Below are 16,204 nucleotides of genomic sequence, written 5' to 3'. Positions count from 1 at the left end.
ATAATCGGAGGAATTTCATGACGACCAAAGTTGCATTAATCACCGGCGCGGCGCGCGGCATCGGGCTGGCCACGGCCAAGCTGTTTGTGGAAAACGGCTGGCGCGTGGCGCTGCTGGATTGGGACGAGGATGCGCTGACAGCGGCATGCGCCGATTTGGACGGTGCGCTGGCGGTGCATGCCGATGTGTCACAGCCGGGCGACACCAAGCGCGCCATTGCCGAGACCACGGCGCATTTCGGCCAGCTTGATGCGCTGGTGAACAACGCCGGTGTGGCGGATTTCGGACCGATTGAAGAGACCACCTATGACCGGTGGAAACACGTCATGGCGGTGAACCTTGATGGGCCGTTCCTGATGACGCAAGCCGCTGTTCCCGCGTTGAAAAAAACCCGCGGGGCCATCGTCAACATCGCCTCGATCAGCGGTTTGCGTGCGTCCACCTTGCGGGTGGCCTATGGCACGTCAAAAGCGGCGGTGATCCAGCTGACCTTGCAACAGGCGGCGGAGCTTGGGGAATACGGCATTCGGGCCAATGTGGTGGCGCCGGGGCCGGTCAAAACCAAGCTGTCGATGGCGGTGCATTCCGAGGAAATCATCGCGGCGTATCATGATGCGATCCCGCTCAATCGCTATGGCAGCGAGCGGGAATTGGCCGAAGTGATCTGCTTTTTGTGTTCCGACAAGGCGTCTTACGTCAATGCGCAGTGCATCGCTGTCGATGGCGGGTTCGAAGGTATCGGGATTGGTTTGCCGGCGCTGCGGGGGTGAGCCCGATTTATCGATAAATCGGTGCCGATCCTTCAAAGGATCGGGACAAAATCCATCAATGGATTTTGCTGCGGGGGCCCGGTGACAGGCCCCCGCGCACTGGACTAGTGCTTTTTCTTTTTCTTCGGCGGCATCAGGTCGGTGATCGTGCCTTCGAACATTTCGGCGGCAAAGTTCACGGTTTCTGACAGCGTCGGGTGCGGGTGGATGGTGTGACCCAGGTCAACCGCATCCGCGCCCATCTCAATCGCCAGCGCCACTTCGGCGATCAGATCGCCCGCGTTGGTGCCCACGATCAGCCCGCCAATGATCCGGTCGTCTTCGGGATCAAACAGCAGTTTGGTCATGCCCTCGGACCGCCCGTTCGACAATGCTTTGCCGGATGCCGCCCAGGGGAACACGCCCTTTTCGTAGTTGATGCCTTTGGCTTTCGCCTCGGTCTCGGTCACGCCGGCCCATGCCACTTCGGGGTCGGTATAAGCCACCGAGGGGATCAGGCGCGCGTCGAAGTGACGGTTGTGGCCCGCGCAAACTTCGGCCGCCACCTTGCCCTCGTGCACCGCTTTGTGCGCCAGCATCGGCTGGCCGACCACATCGCCAATGGCAAAGATATGCGGCACGCCGGTCTTTTGCTGGCTGTCCACGGCGATAAAGCCACGGTCATCCACCGCCACACCGGCCTTGTCGGCATCGATGATCTTGCCGTTGGGTTTGCGGCCCACAGCGACGAGGATCTTGTCGAACGTGTCGGTCGAAATCTCGCCCTTGTCGTCCTCGAAGGTGACTTTCAGCCCCTTCTTCTCGGCCTCGACCGCCGTCACTTTGGTCTTGAGCAGGATGTTCTCATAGCGACCCTTGATCCGGGTCATCAGCGGCTTGACGATATCCTTGTCAGCGCCGGGGATGATCTGATCCATGAACTCGACCACGGTGATTTTCGATCCCAAAGCATCGTACACACAGGCCATTTCGAGACCGATGATGCCACCGCCCAGAACCAGCATCCGTTTCGGGATGTCGGCCAGTTCCAGCGCGCCGGTCGAGTCGATGATCCGGTCGTCCTCAGGAATGAACGGCAGGCTCACCGGCTCGGAACCCGCAGCGATGATGCATTGGTCGAAGGACACGGTTTTGACGCCGTCGTCGCCCTGCACTTCGATCATGTTGGGCCCGGTGAACTTACCATAGCCCTGCACCACCTCGACCTTGCGGCCTTTGGACAGGCCTTTAAGACCGCCGGTCAACTGGTTGACCACTTGGTTTTTAAAGCCGCGCAACTCGTCCAAGTCGATCTTGGGCTTGGAGAAGCTGACTCCGTGGGCCGACATTTCCTCGGCCTCGGTGATCACCTTGGCGACGTGCAACAACGCCTTCGAGGGGATACAGCCGACGTTGAGACAGACACCGCCGAGCGAGGGGTATTTCTCGATCAGCACGGTCTTTTTGCCAAGGTCCGCCGCGCGGAACGCCGCCGTATAGCCGCCGGGGCCGGAGCCGAGAACGACGACTTCGGCGTGGATGTCGCCCTTGCCCGTGGCGCTGCCGGTGGCCGCGACGGATTTCGGCGCTTCGGCCGCAGGGGCTTCGGCCTTTTTCGGCGCATCGTCAGAGGCACCAGCGTCGGCCCCTTCGATCACCATGATGACCGAGCCTTCAGAGACCTTGTCGCCTTCGGCAACTTTGATCTCTTTGATCACGCCAGCGGCCGGCGATGGCACTTCCATCGTGGCCTTGTCGCTTTCAAGTTCCAGCAGCGGGTCTTCTTCGGCGACCGTGTCTCCCACGGCCACCAGAATGGACACCACCGGCACTTCGGAGAAATCACCGATATCGGGTACTTTGACTTCCATCGTTTTCTCTCCTTACCACATCAACTTGCGCATATCGCCGAGCAGCGTCTTGAGCGTCACGGTGAACCGTGCGGCAAGCGCGCCATCGACGGCACGGTGGTCATACGACAGCGAAAGCGGCTGCATCAGGCGCGGCTTGAACTCTTCGCCGTTCCAGACCGGTGCCATTTTCGACCGTGTCAGGCCCAGAATGGCCACTTCCGGCGCGTTGACGATGGGGGTGAAAGAGGTGCCACCGATGCCGCCGAGCGACGAGATCGTGAAGGTTGCGCCCTGCATGTCTTTCGACTTTAGGTTGCCTTCGCGGGCGGCCTTGGACAGGTCCATCAGCTCTTTCGAGATGTCGACCAGACCTTTGCGATCCGCGTCTTTGATCACCGGCACCATCAGACCGTTGGGCGTGTCCGCCGCAAAGCCGATGTTGTAGAAATCCTTCTTGATCAGCTTGTCGCCATCGGGATGGATCGACGAGTTGAACTCCCAGTGCTGCTTGAGCGCAGAGACCGAGGCCTTGATCACAAAGGACAGAAGCGTGACACGGTAGCCGTTTTCCTTGGCGTGGTTGTCCATCTCCTTGCGGTACTTGTCGAGGTCGGTGATGTCCGCTTCGTCGTTGTGGGTGACATGCGGAATGTTGAGCCACGACCGGTGCAGCGCCGGGCCCGAGATCTTTTTGATCCGGGGCATTTCGACGTCTTCGACGGGGCCGAACTTCGAGAAGTCGACAACCGGGATCGGCGGGATGCCCATGCCGCCCGAGGTGCCGCCACCCGCAGCCGCAGGGGCCGCCGCAGTGGTGGATTTCAGGAACTTCGCCACGTCTTCGCGCAGGATACGACCCTTGCGGCCAGAGCCGTTGACCTTGGCGAGATCAATCTCGAGCTGACGAGCAAAGGCACGGACGGATGGCGAGGCATGCGCCTTGCCAAAGCCCGCATCGGTGACTGCCGCCGGGGCCGGAGCCGCCGCAGGTGCCGCCGCCGCAGGGGCCGCGGCCGGTGCTTCGGATTTCGGGGCTTCGGCGGGGGCATCGCCCGCGCTTTCACCTTCGAGCACCATGATCAGCGTGCCTTCCGAGACATTGTCGCCTTCGGCCACTTTGATCTCTTTCACCACGCCAGCGGCGGGCGACGGCACTTCCATCGTTGCCTTGTCGGATTCAAGTTCCAGCAGCGGGTCTTCTTCGGCCACGGTATCGCCAACGGCGACCAGGATCGAAACCACGGGGACATCGTTAAAATCACCGATGTCGGGGACGGTTACTTCAATTGCCATATTACTGTTCCTCCTTCCCGCTTACACCAGACGCGGGTTCGGCTTTTCGCCGTCGATTTCGTATTTTTTCAATGCCTTCTCCAGCTCGTCCTTGCTCACCACGCCTTCGCGGTGCAGGTCGACCATGGCCGCGGCGGCGATGTGATTGGCATCCACCTCAAAGAAACGACGCAGGTTTACACGGCTGTCAGAGCGACCAAAACCGTCGGTGCCAAGCACGGTGTAGCGGTTTTTGACAGCGCCACGCACCTGTTCTGCGATGTTCTTCATGTAGTCGGTGGCGACAATGATCGGGCCTTGCGCCTGCTCAAGCTGCGTTGTGACGAACGGCACGCGTTCCTCGCTTAGCGGGTTGAGCCGGTTCCAGCGCATGCAGTCCTGCATGTCGCGGGCCAGCTCGTTAAAGCTGGGGGCGGACCAGATATCGGAGGTCACGCCGAAGTCTTCCTTCAGCAGTTCCGCCGCCTTCATTGCCTGCACGAGGATCGTGCCAGAGCCCATCAGGTTGACGTGCTTCTTGCCGGGTTTCTCGGTCTTGGAGAAGCGGTAGAGGCCCTTGATGATGTCCTCCTCGACGCCCATCGGCATGTCGGGGTGGCTGTAGTTTTCGTTCATCAAGGTGATGTAGAAATAGACGTCTTCCTGATCTTGATACATCCGTTTCAACCCGTGATGGACGATCACCGCCACCTCGTGCTGGAACGTCGGATCATAGGAAATACAGTTCGGGATCGTGCTCGCGAGGATGTGGCTGTGGCCGTCCTCGTGTTGCAGACCTTCGCCGTTGAGCGTGGTGCGCCCTGCGGTGCCGCCCAGCATAAAGCCGCGTGCACGGCTGTCGCCTGCGGCCCAGGCCAGATCGCCGATCCGTTGGAAACCGAACATCGAGTAGTAGATGAAGAACGGGATCATCGGCACGCCGTGGTTGGAGTAAGACGTTGCCGCCGCAATCCAATCCGCCATCGCGCCCGCCTCGTTGATGCCTTCCTGAAGCACCTGGCCGCTTTCGGATTCCTTGTAATAGGACATCTGATCGCGGTCTTGCGGCGTGTATTTCTGACCCAGCGGGTTGTAGATGCCCACCGAACGGAACAGACCCTCCATCCCGAATGTGCGGCTTTCGTCCGGCACAATCGGCACAACGTTCTTGCCGATTTTCTTGTCACGCAACAGCGTGGTCAGAATCCGGACAAAGGCCATCGTGGTGGAAATTTCGCGCTCGCCCGTGCTTTCGAGTTGGCCTTTGAAGGCCTCGAGACCGGGGATTTCCAGCGAAGGTGCGCCGGTGAACCGCTTGGGGAACTCGCCGCCAAGCGCCTTGCGCTTGTCCGCCAGATACGCCTTTTGCGAGTTGTTGAGCGAGACAAACGGCGCCTTGGCCACGTCTTCGTCCGACACCGGAATCTTGAAGCGATCGCGGAAGGCACGCAGCTGTTCCTCGTTCATCTTCTTTTGCTGGTGGGTGGTGTTCTGGCCTTCGCCAGCCGTGCCCATGCCGTGGCCTTTGACGGTTTTGATCAAAAGACAGGTCGGCTGGTCCTTGGTGTCGCTGGCTTTCTTGAACGCGGTATAGACCTTTTGCGGGTCATGACCGCCCCGGCGCAGTGCCCAGATCTGATCGTCGGTCCAGTCTTCGACCAGGGCCGCCGTTTCGGGATATTTGCCGAAGAAATGCTCGCGGATATAGGCGCCGTCCTTGGATTTGAACGTCTGGTAATCGCCGTCGACGGTCTCTTCCATCAACTGACGCAGCTTGCCGGAGGTGTCGTTCTCGAGCAGCTGATCCCAGCCCTTGCCCCAGAGCAATTTGATCACATTCCAGCCCGCGCCACGGAAGCCGCCTTCAAGCTCTTGCACGATCTTGCCGTTGCCCCGCACAGGGCCATCAAGGCGCTGCAGGTTGCAGTTGACGACAAAGATCAGGTTGTCGAGCTTTTCGCGCGCCGCGAGGTCGATTGCGCCACGGCTTTCGGGCTCGTCCATCTCGCCATCGCCGAGGAAGCACCAGACCTTGCGGTCGGCCATGTCGATGTGGCCACGGTTGTGCATGTATTTCATGAACCGCGCCTGATAGATCGCCATCAGCGGCCCGAGACCCATCGAAACGGTCGGGAACTGCCAATAGTCGGGCATCAGCCAAGGGTGCGGATACGACGACAGGCCTTTGCCGCCAACTTCGGAGCGGAAGTTTTCCAGCTGCTCTTCGGTGAGGCGGCCTTCCATGAAGGAGCGGGCGTAGATGCCGGGGATCACGTGGCCCTGGAAGAACACCAGGTCGCCGCCGTGGATTGCGGATTTCGCGCGCCAGAAGTGGTTGAGGCCGATGTCATACATCGCCGCCGACGAAGCGAAAGAGGCGATGTGGCCGCCGTATTCACTGCTGACTTTGTTGCGGCGCACGACGGTGGCCATGGCGTTCCAGCGGTTGATGGTGCGGATGCGCCATTCCATCTCCATGTCGCCAGGAATTTCGTACTGGTCATCGACCGGAATGGTATTCTGATAAGGTGTTGTTGCGGAAAACGGCAGCGTTGCGCCAGCGGCGCGCGCCTGTTGAACGGCCTTGTCGAGCAGAAAATGCGCTCGGTTGGCTCCGTCGCGTTCGATTACATCCTGAACAGCGTCCTGCCATTCCTGAGATTCAATCGGATCGATATCGGATGTTTGGTCTGTCATATATCCTCTTCCCTTGTTGCGCGAACCACCGCGCGATTGTTTAGCCCTAAACTACATTTCCACGACAAAGGAAACAGTGCTGTGTCGTGGGCCGTCATGGGCCGTTCTTTTCTTGGGGAGGATCTAACACAAGAGGGTTACGTCGCGTAGGCAACCACGCGCATATCCTTCATGCGCTAAACGCATACCAGAATAGTTTAACACTAAACTACATCCGATTCGCGTCCGCACCTCCCTCTCGCTGAAGGTAGACTAACATAGCAGACAGGGATTGCTAATCATTTGGTCCAAACCGGCACGACCTGCGGAGGCGACTGGATTTGTCATCGCGATGGCCTTTGTAATTAAGGTGTTTCGTGAGAAACTGATCCAGCACAGATTTCGATCTGCTCGGCGTCCGATGGGGGATAACTTGCGAATATTGGCGGCAACTCTTGTGGTTTTCACCCTTCTGGCACCCCCGGCAGAGGCCGCGACTCGCGCCGAAATCCGCGAACGGGTGTTTGTCTCGGCGCAGCGGGCACAGGCCTCATCGGCGGGTCAGGCGCTTGCGCAGGCCGCGGGCCGGATCGCGGCGGGGACCGCGGGGCTTGAAGGGTTGTTGCGCGAACAGCAGGACATTTCCGAGGCCATCGTCGCCCAGCGCGAAAGTCTGGCGGACCATGCCGCCCAGCCCGGTGCCACGGCCGAGGCCGCAATCACCCGGCTGCAGGGCCAGATCGCACAGGGCCGCGCCCGGCTGATGACCCTTGATACCCGGCTGACCGCAGACTTTCCCGAGTTTCGCGAGCTTACCAACCCCGCGCCGCTGTCGATCCCGGAATTGCAGGCGATTTTGCGTGCGGATGAGGCGCTGGTGATGACCCTCACCGATGACGCTTACATTTATACTTGGGCGGTGTCGCCGACCGCCAGCGACTGGACCCGCGCCGAGGTACCGCGCGCCGAGATTGCCGGGATGGTCCAGACGCTGCGGGCGCAGCTTCGGGTCGAGGCCGACAACCGCGCGGGCCTGTCGCTGAACCAGCGCAAGCCGCAGATCGCGGGATTTGACCGGACGGTGGCACATGATTTGTACCGCCATACGCTTGGCCCGCTTGAGGCGGTGATTGCAGAGGCCAGCCATCTGATGGTGGTGTTTGACGGGCCGCTGACCTCGCTGCCGCCTGCGATTCTGGTGGCGCGCCCGCCGCAAGGGGCCGACACCGCGCCGCAAGCGCTGCGCGACACCGAGTGGCTGTTGCGCCGTCACGCGCTGACCACCCTGCCGAGCGTCTCGGCGTTGCGGGCGTTGCGGCAGGTGGCCCCGCGTCACACCCGAGAGGCGCGCCCGCCAAGCTTTGTGGGTTTTGGCGATCCGCTGTTGGGCTATCGGCTGGCCTCGGCGCAGGGTGTGGCCGAGGCGGGCGATGTTGTCACGCGCGGGGTGTATGAAGATGTGAGCCGGGTGGCCGATCTGGCCCCCCTGCCCAACACCGCGCGCGAATTGCGCCGGTTGGCCGCGACGATGGGCGTGTCCGAGGACAGCGTGCATCTGGCCAGTGCCGCCACTGAAACTGCGGTGAAAGCGCTCGACATGAGCCGCGCCGATGTGGTGGCGTTTGCCACCCACGGGCTGTTGGCCGACGGTTTGCCGGGGCTGAGCGAACCGGCGCTGGTGTTCACCCCGCCCGATGCGCCCTCGGCCGAAGATGACGCGCTGTTGACCGCGACCGAGGCGGCGCAGCTTAAGCTTTCGGCTGATCTGGTGATCCTGTCGGCCTGTGACACGGCGGGCAGTGACGGCACGCCGGGGGCCGAGGGTCTGTCGGGGTTGGCGCGCGCCTTTATCTATGCCGGCGCGCGGGCGATCCTTGTGTCGCATTGGCCGGTGGATGACTATGCCGCGTCGGTGCTGACCACGGGCATGTTGGACCGGATGTACGGCGAGGATGCACAGAGCCGCGCCGAGGCGCTGCGGCAATCGACGCTCGATATTCTTGATGACACCAGCGAAGACCGCTTTGCCCATCCCCGGATCTGGGCGCCGTTTGTGGTGGTGGGCGAAGGCGGGTTAGACGGCTGATCACGGGGTTATAGAGGGTCACGGCAGATCGGCGGGCAAGCGTTGGGCATAGTCCCAGCCAATCGCCGCCTCCCACTCCGCCCGCGCGCGGTAGGCGGTTTGCAGCACGCCCTGCCCGCCGCCCTCGGCCCGGATCGCGCCGATCCATTCGAGGTACAGATCGTTGCTTTTGATCATCGCCGCATAGCCCTCGGCGGGGGCGTCATTCCAGTAATAGGCGTTGGCGCGGTTCCACCAGATGCTCGACACCTCGTTGCGGCGGTCCTCGGTCACGGTCTGCAATTCGGCCTCGGCCCTGTCGAGCGTGGCAAGCACATCGGGCAGCGCGGCGAAATTCGCCTGCGCCTGCGCCTTGAGGTTCAACAGCGACATCCGATCATCGGGTTTGAACCGCGAAAACACCTGTGGATTGGCCAGCACCCCGTCGATGAAGTCGACCGCCAGTTCGGGTCGTCCGGTGCGCCGCCACAGCGCGTTGGCCAAGGTTTGATGCACCTCACCGATCATGTCGGGGCGGTCTTTTGCCGGGTCGATCAGACCATACGCCTCTTGCGCCAGCGACAGCGCCTCTTCGTTGCGCCCCAGCCAGCTTTGCATCGCGGCCTGGCGCGAGAGCATAAAGGCGATTTCATCAAGCCGGTGATACGGCGTAGCCCGCATCGAGACCACACACAGACGCAGCCATTTGAGAGATTCCTCATAGTTTTCGCGGGTTTGATACGCCGATGCGAGGCCAAATTGGGTGGAAAAGGCCAAGGAGTGGCCGCGTGGCACCGCCGCCCCGATGCTGGCCGTCAGAGTGCCAAGCTCCACCAGCGCTTCGTCGTTCATCAGCCCGTTGCGCGCGTTGATCACCTTGACCAGCCGCAGATAATCGCGCGCCAGTGACAGGTTTTCAAACCGCGCCATCGCCTGAAACGTGTCGTTGAACAGCGCGAGGTTCACCGCTTCGTCCATCTGGCCAAAGAACATCTCCATCACCACGGTCGCGGCGAAGATATCCCAGATGCCGGTGGCGTCGCGCGGGTCATAGTCGGCGTACCAGGTGTTAAGCTCACGGCGCATCGGCGGGTAACTGTCTTTGCGGAAATGATAAAACGCCAGCAGGGCGTGGTAGAGGCTGCGCTCTTCGCGGCCAAGGCTCGCGCTACGGGGCCGCAGCCTGTCAAACGCGCCTTGCGCGCTGTCGGGGTTGTGGCCGGTGCCCCAGATCTTGGCGGTGGCCTCGATCAGATCAAAGATCGCCGCATTGGGCGCAATCGCCCCGCCCAGCGTTGTCCGGGCCGTGCGCCGCGCCTGATGCAGCGTGGCAATGCTTTCGTCATGTGCGCCGACCAGCGCATGATAGAGCGCGCGATTGATCATCAGGGTCACGGCGTCACTGCCCCCTGCCTGCTCAAGATTGGTCAGCACCGCATCGAGCGCTTGATAATTGCCCTCAAGGAACAGGCGCAGCGTGTCCTCGCCCCCCGGTGTCAGCGCGAAATCGACGGCATCAAAGGCCCCCAGTTCGGGCGCGAAGGCAAAGCCAGCCATGCCGGGATGATCCAGCGCAATGCGCGCGCGAAGCCGTTCGGCCAGCCAGTGGTTGGCCCGCTCGACCGACCGCACCGTGGCATAGGCGTCGCGCAGCAAGCGCTGCGCTTCGTCGGTGTCCGCGATGACCTCGGCCATATCGGCCTGATCCGACAGGAAGCGCGCGATGTAATACGGGGGGGTGCCGTTTTGGCGGGCCAGTTGCACCTCATCGTCCAGAAACTGGTAGGCCTCGGCCACGGTATCGCCGTAGCGGATGACCTGCGCGAGGTAGATAATGTTGGTGTGCAGATCAGCATCGACAACGCCATTGGCGCGATAGAAGGCGTACTCCTGTTCCAGGTAATCGCGGGCGGTGTCGTAATCGCCGTTCTGGGCCAACAACAGCCCGAGATAGCCGCGAAATCCGGCCAACCGGCGCGGTGGCAGGCTGGCGTCGCTTTCGACCGCCAGCACAAGATTGCGGGCGCGGCGGATGGCACGGCCAAGGTTCTTGTCGGTCTTATGATCGCTATCAATATCGCGGTACAAAAGGATAAGCGCGGCGGCGCGCCCGACCGGCCAATCGCTGCTCCACTGCGTCAGGAACTCATCCGACAAGGCGGGGTAATCGGCACGGTTGAGATTGGAGGCCAGCAAGGTGAGGTGATAGAGCCCGAGGCCATAGGCGTGTTTCATCGCCGGAATGGCGCGGGCTTCGTTGACGGCGCGGCGCAGCAGGACTTCGGCCTCGGAGTCACGCTCAAGATTGGCCAGTGCCGCGCCGTGCAACACGCTGGCATGAACGCGGTAGGGATGATCGGCAAAGCCATCCGCCGACAGGGCGGTGGCGACCGAGGCGGCATAACGCAAGACCTCGCGCCAATCTCCGGTCTCATAGGCATAAATCGCTTGGCCAAGGTTGGGGTAATGTTTGGCCAAGGGGGGGTATTCGGCGTCAAACGTGGTGTCGTTGGCTTGGGTCAGCGCGTCATTGGCGCCCGCCGTGTCGCCCGCGCGCAACAGGCGCAGCGCGGTGTCGACGGCTTCGATGATCTCGCTCGGGGTTGGCAGGCCCGGCGCGGGCGGACTGTCCTCCGCGCTCGGGGTAGGCAGGCCCGGTGCGGGCGGGGTGTACTCCGCGCTCGGGGTTGGCAGGTCCGGCGCGGGCGGGGTGTCCTCCGCGCTCGGGGTTGGCAGGCCGGGCGCGGGCGGGGTATCTTCCGCGCTCTGGGCTATGGCACCGGTTGCCAGCCAGATCGCGGCGAGCGTGGCGCAAAAAAGCCGGGCCAGAAACATGCTGGCCCGGCCCGGAGTATGCGTGTGGCGCCCCACGGTGCTTAGTTCGCGCCGACGGTCTGGTTCAGCCAAGGCACGAATTTCGACGCCTTGGTATAGACCGAGAACATGGCATCCTCGGCGCAGGTGGTCGCGCCATTGCCAACAAGGCCCCAGCTCACGACACCGGCCTGAATATAGCTGCCGTCGTCGAGCGGCACGACAAGCGGGCCACCGCTGTCACCCTGGCACGAGGTCTTGCCCCCCTCGAACGTGCCCGAACAGATCATGTTGTCCGACAGCGGCATCGGCGCACGCGACAGCAGTTCGGTCCAGACTTCCTCGGTCTGGCCTTGATCAAGCTGGAGCGCGCCCGCCGCTTCGAGAACACGCGGCGCGGCATAGCCGGCGCGGGCCTCCATCATCGCGTTGTTACAGGCGTCGCGGCTGATGATCTGGATTTCGGCCTGCATCATTACGTCGGTGCGCTGCGCGCCGTTCACAAGGCCCCAGCCGGTGACGATGGTGGGCACGCCTTGCTGGTCGATGATTTCGCCGAAATCGGCGTCGGGCACGGTGATGGTTTCGTAGGCCACGCTGGGCGCCTTGGCGAGTTTGATCAGCGCGATGTCGTTGTTGAACAGCCGGGTGTCATATTCGGGATGGCGGAAGACGCCTTCCACCTGCACCCGCTCGCCTTGGCCATCGCCGATGGTGTTGGTGCCCACGAGGATGTCAAATTGGTTGGGCGCAAGTTGGAAGTGGCCGCCGTTGCCATCGTCCATATAGATGCAATGCGCGGCGGTCAGCACCCAGGTATCAAGCACCATCGAGCCGCCACAGAACTGCGCGTCCGGGGTGGTGGGCTGGCCCGAGATCATCAGCGCGACTTGCCAGGGCCAGGCCCCCGTGTCGGCCACTTCGCCGCCAACCACCCGGTCGCCGGCCTCCGCCGAAGCGGCCATTTGCTCTTTGAGCATCTCGGCCTTGGCGGTTGAATTGGCAAAGGCAAAAGGGCTGGCCTTGTCAGGATTGGCCATCATTTCGCCCGACGGCATGGTCTGGGCCGTGGCCGCGCCACCAAGGGCAAGCAGCCCGGCAAAGGTGGCAGACAGAAGGGGGAACGTTATTTTCATATCAATATTTCCTAAGGCTGATCGTTATTGGGTGGGTATAAAAAATCGGGTTTCGCGTTTGGTTGCGCGTCAATCAGGCTCCAGTTTGATGGAAAACCGTGTGACTTCCAAGGCGGACATCGCCCCGGGCAGCGTGAGGTTTCGGGTTGCGGCATCTGGCAGCGAGGCTTGCAACAGCCATGACACGGCGCCGGAGGCCCCGTCGGGAATGGCCCGCGTTGGCGCGGGATCGGCCAGCGCGCTTAGTACGGTGCGCGGCGTGTTGTCCTTGGCGGGAACGGCCAGCACGAGGATCTCTTCGAGCCCGTGGCGCTGGGGTGTGGGGTTGTGGATCAACAGGCCCGCCTCGATGCTTTCGTCAAAGCCGACGCGATTGGACTGCCCGGCGGGTGGCCAGATCGCGGCAATGGTGTTGTCGGCATCGATATACAGCACGGTCACATCGCGCGGCGTGCCGGTGGCATTGTGGACCGTGAGCCAGAGTTGATCGCAGTGGGTAACGCTGACCGATTTGCTGACCGGCTGTTCGGCTTGCGCCGTGCCGGTGTCACAACTGGCATCGCCGCCGGTCACTGGCACATGGCCAAGGCTGTATTTCGGGCCGATCCCCGGCAGGGAAAAGCCGGTGCGCCCCGAGGAGACCTGCGCCACCGCGCCGCGCAGCCGTTGGGTCCGGGCGGCCCGGTCGAGGAATTCCAGCACGTCGGCGGGGTCTTTGGCGCGCGGCGCGCTGCCTGGGCCCGCGCCATCGATCACGCCGTCGCGCCCTGCCAGCGCCAATGCGCCGCCGGTCAGGATCAGGGTGAAATCGGCAGCGCCATCCTCCCAGATCACGCCATCGGGGGCTTGGGCCGCGTGCAGTCGGGTGATCTCGGTCAGGAAATCGGTATAGTCGCCCTCATCCGCCACGATCGGCCCGGCAAGGCGCACCGGATCGGGGCGACCGGGGGTTTTCAGACGGGCAAAGCCTGTGCCCGGCAGGCCGGTGCTCGATTGCAGGCTGGCAGAGGTCGGTTTGACCGACGTGACGCTGGCCTCGGCCAAGGCTTCGCCGCCGGGGGTGGCAGAAATCTCATATACCGCACCGGGTTGCACGCCGTGCAGCGCGCCCGATTGCAGCTTGCCCCCCTCGACGCGGATCATGGGGGCCACCGGTTCGGTTTGGCCGAGGACAGGAGCCGAGAGCAGCGTGCCTTCGGCGTCGGGCGTTTGGGTGGCGGGGGAATTGGCGTTCATATCCGCCATCGCCGTTTGCAACAGGTCGCCCCATGTCAGCGCCGCGCCGCTTTCGAGTGCGGCACTGATGGTGCGGGTGAAATCGCCGTACCAATTGGCCGGATCCGAGGCCTCTCCGATGGGGTATTCAAACGCCCGCTGGTTCTGTTGCGCGGCGTAGAGAAAGACGAAATCGCCGGTCAGCGGCGGTGTGGCCGGGGCATCGCCCACGGCCTCGGGCAGGTCGTCGGGCATGTTCAGCAGATGCGGCGCGATATAGCGCGCTACGGGGGCGTTGGCACCTTGGGGCACAGCGCGAAAGCCGGTTTCGGAATGGCAGGCATCGATCATCGCCACGAGGCTTGCACCGGTGTCGAGGATGGCCTGCATCTTGGGCGCCAGTTCATCGTCGATGATGGCGTTTTCCACGGTTCCCGCCGCGCCAGACCATCCTTTGGCATCGGCGGGCAGGAAAATCTCGTCCTGGCCGCCCTGCTCATCGCCGTTGAGGTCTGGCATCTGGGTGCCATGGCCCGAGAAATAGAACACCGTATGGCTGGCCTTGCCCGAGGTCGCTGCCAGCCTGTCTAGCCCGCCAAGAATGGCGGCGCGGGTCGGCACGCCTGCATTGGCGACGCCTGCGGGCAACTGCGCGGAGGGGTCGGCCAGAACGGTGATGTCTTGCGGTTTGGCCCCGCGCGCAATCAACGCCCGCGCCATCAGGCCAACATCATTGGCCGGGCCGCGCAGGTCGGCGTCAAGGTATTGGTAATCCGACACCCCCACCAGCAAAGCGCGGATTTCGGCGCTTGCCGGAGTGGCCAGAACGCTGGCAAGGGCCAGCAGGGAAAGAGGGGCGAATGTGCGTGTCATGGTGCCAATCTTGCCGTTGCGCGCGTCTGCTTCAACTCTTGCCCCCTCCTCTGACCGCATTTGTCATTCTTTGCGCAGGGGCGCGATGCGGCGCGGGGCGGGGCCGGTGCCACGCCGGGCCAAAAGCGGATCGGTCTCGACATATCCGGCGGCGCGCAGAAAGCCCTGCACCTGCGCATTGGCGCGGGTCGATTGCCGCCCCGCCGCGATGGCAAGGTCGACCTGTTCGGTCTTGAGCCGGAGCCGGGTGGGAATGTCATCAAGGGTCTGGCGCATGGCGTCCGGCAACCCGCGAAACGACACTTGGCCGACGAAAAACTTGATGTCTTCGCAATTCCAGCCCGACGTCGTGCCGCGCAAACGGCGCACCTCGGTGGTGCTCAAGCCGCAGCGATACTCCACCAGATCCCTCTCCCATCCCGAGAGTTGCAGGCGCATCGCATCATAGCCGGTGCGCGACGCCGCCCCCATTGAGGAATTCGCAATCGACAGCGCAAGCTGCGCGCCGCCGGGGCCGCGCAACCGCTCGGTCCAGCCCAGATCGCGGCGCACCCCGGCATCGGCCACCAGAAACAGCGCCCGCTTGAGCCGCACCGCCTCAGCCGGCGTGAGCGGCGCAAAGGCATTTTCCGCCCGCGCGCGTTCAACCGCGAGACCGGTGGTGCCGAAATTGTCGGTGATGCCGCCGTCGAGCAGCTTGACGTATTTCACGTCCGCGCCTTCGGCATAGCTCTCTAGCGCCTCGGCATGGGCCACCATCGCAGCTGTCGCCTCTGGATTGTGGCGCGCGGCGGTGAGCCAGTCAGGCTCGGTATAATCACACTTGCCGGAATGCGCCTCGAGCACGATGGGCGAGAACACCAGCGGAAAAGCGGCGGAGGCGGCGACCGCATCGGAAATCGGGAAATCCGACAGGTCAGAGCAGAGCGCATCAAAGGTTTCGGGGCTGAACAGGAACGTCACCTTGTTGGCAACATCGGTGGCGTTGATCCAGGTCTTGATGGTAGAGCGCGCCGCGAGATCGCCAAAGGTCGCGCCCTTGAACAGCACCTCATCGATATAGCGGCCGAAGGTGCGCCGCCCGTTGGCCCCGCCCGAAATCCCGCGCACGATGGCCAGCGGGTTCAGCGGCGAATTGGCCATGTATTTCTCGGCGTTGGTGATCAGGTATTTCTCGCGGTAGCCCGCCAGAGAACGCGGGCCGTAAAGGCCGAAATGCGCCGCGGTGACAGACCCGCCCGACACCCCGGTGACAAGCCGCACATCCGACAACAGGCCAAACGGCGCGTTGTCCGACCGGCTGAGCGCCTGCAATTCCTCAAGCACGCCATGCGCAAACGCCGAGGCCCGCATGCCGCCGCCCGAAAACGCCAGCCCGACATAAGCTTCGCCCGCCGTGGCCGGATCGACGCCGGAAAACGGCGCATTCCGGTGTTCGGCCAGCGCCAGGTTCAATGGTTTGTTCAAAGCGGCGCAGCTGGCAAGCGTAGCAACCAGAGCGAGTACCGCCACCCCCCGAAGGTGCATAAATAAAGCTCACGAATCAATTAA

9 protein-coding genes are annotated in these 16,204 nt (G+C 62.9%); 2 read left to right on the top strand and 7 right to left on the bottom strand.

What is annotated here, in order from left to right:
• Nucleotides 1–17: 17 nt before the first annotated feature.
• Nucleotides 18–770, top strand: a complete 753-nt coding sequence (locus ACW9UO_RS16050; protein ID WP_457086770.1) for an SDR family NAD(P)-dependent oxidoreductase — start codon at nt 18–20, stop codon at nt 768–770.
• A gap of 104 nt (nt 771–874) precedes the next feature.
• On the opposite strand, the gene lpdA is transcribed toward ACW9UO_RS16050, so the two are convergent.
• The 3 genes from lpdA to aceE are packed head-to-tail and all read right to left on the bottom strand — an operon-like array spanning nt 875 to nt 6,571.
• Nucleotides 875–2,620: a dihydrolipoyl dehydrogenase gene (lpdA, locus tag ACW9UO_RS16045; RefSeq protein WP_457086769.1), complete on the bottom strand. Its 1,746-nt coding sequence runs from the start codon at nt 2,618–2,620 to the stop codon at nt 875–877.
• Nucleotides 2,621–2,632: 12 nt separating this feature from the next.
• On the bottom strand, nt 2,633–3,895 hold the full coding sequence (aceF, locus tag ACW9UO_RS16040) for a dihydrolipoyllysine-residue acetyltransferase (RefSeq protein WP_457086768.1): 1,263 nt from the start codon (nt 3,893–3,895) through the stop codon (nt 2,633–2,635).
• 21 nt (nt 3,896–3,916) lie between these two features.
• Nucleotides 3,917–6,571 (bottom strand): pyruvate dehydrogenase (acetyl-transferring), homodimeric type, encoded by a 2,655-nt coding sequence (aceE, locus tag ACW9UO_RS16035; RefSeq protein ID WP_457086767.1) that lies wholly within the window; start codon nt 6,569–6,571, stop codon nt 3,917–3,919.
• Nucleotides 6,572–7,007: 436 nt separating this feature from the next.
• Between aceE and ACW9UO_RS16030 the strand changes: the two genes are divergently transcribed.
• Nucleotides 7,008–8,636, top strand: a complete 1,629-nt coding sequence (locus ACW9UO_RS16030) for a CHAT domain-containing protein (RefSeq protein WP_457086766.1) — start codon at nt 7,008–7,010, stop codon at nt 8,634–8,636.
• Between the two features lie 18 nt (nt 8,637–8,654).
• Here the strand turns inward: ACW9UO_RS16030 and ACW9UO_RS16025 are convergent, their stop codons facing one another.
• The 4 genes from ACW9UO_RS16025 to ACW9UO_RS16010 form a co-directional block, all read right to left on the bottom strand.
• Nucleotides 8,655–11,450: a hypothetical protein gene (locus ACW9UO_RS16025; RefSeq protein ID WP_457086765.1), complete on the bottom strand. Its 2,796-nt coding sequence runs from the start codon at nt 11,448–11,450 to the stop codon at nt 8,655–8,657.
• A 41-nt stretch (nt 11,451–11,491) separates the two neighbouring features.
• A complete protein-coding gene (locus tag ACW9UO_RS16020) occupies nt 11,492–12,565 on the bottom strand; it encodes a serine protease (RefSeq protein ID WP_457086764.1) in 1,074 nt (357 codons plus the stop codon).
• A 69-nt stretch (nt 12,566–12,634) separates the two neighbouring features.
• On the bottom strand, nt 12,635–14,653 hold the full coding sequence (locus ACW9UO_RS16015) for a caspase family protein (RefSeq protein WP_457086763.1): 2,019 nt from the start codon (nt 14,651–14,653) through the stop codon (nt 12,635–12,637).
• A gap of 63 nt (nt 14,654–14,716) precedes the next feature.
• Entirely contained in the window at nt 14,717–16,120 is a 1,404-nt protein-coding gene (locus ACW9UO_RS16010) for a patatin-like phospholipase family protein (protein ID WP_457086762.1), read from the bottom strand.
• Nucleotides 16,121–16,204 lie beyond the last annotated feature (84 nt).

It is taken from the genome of Marinovum sedimenti, assembly GCF_054052205.1.
The sequence above is the reverse complement of the archived record's forward strand: the minus strand, read 5'-3'. Positions and strand labels throughout refer to the sequence as shown.

Bases quoted from the DNA above. Each gene is read 5' to 3' on its own strand.
- ACW9UO_RS16050 (WP_457086770.1), top strand. From the start codon at position 18: ATGACGACCAAAGTTGCATTAATCACCGGCGCGGCGCGCGGCATCGGG.
- lpdA (WP_457086769.1), bottom strand. From the start codon at position 2,620: ATGGAAGTCAAAGTACCCGATATCGGTGATTTCTCCGAAGTGCCGGTG.
- aceF (WP_457086768.1), bottom strand. From the start codon at position 3,895: ATGGCAATTGAAGTAACCGTCCCCGACATCGGTGATTTTAACGATGTC.
- aceE (WP_457086767.1), bottom strand. From the start codon at position 6,571: ATGACAGACCAAACATCCGATATCGATCCGATTGAATCTCAGGAATGG.
- ACW9UO_RS16025 (WP_457086765.1), bottom strand. From the start codon at position 11,450: ATGTTTCTGGCCCGGCTTTTTTGCGCCACGCTCGCCGCGATCTGGCTG.
- ACW9UO_RS16020 (WP_457086764.1), bottom strand. From the start codon at position 12,565: ATGAAAATAACGTTCCCCCTTCTGTCTGCCACCTTTGCCGGGCTGCTT.
- ACW9UO_RS16015 (WP_457086763.1), bottom strand. From the start codon at position 14,653: ATGACACGCACATTCGCCCCTCTTTCCCTGCTGGCCCTTGCCAGCGTT.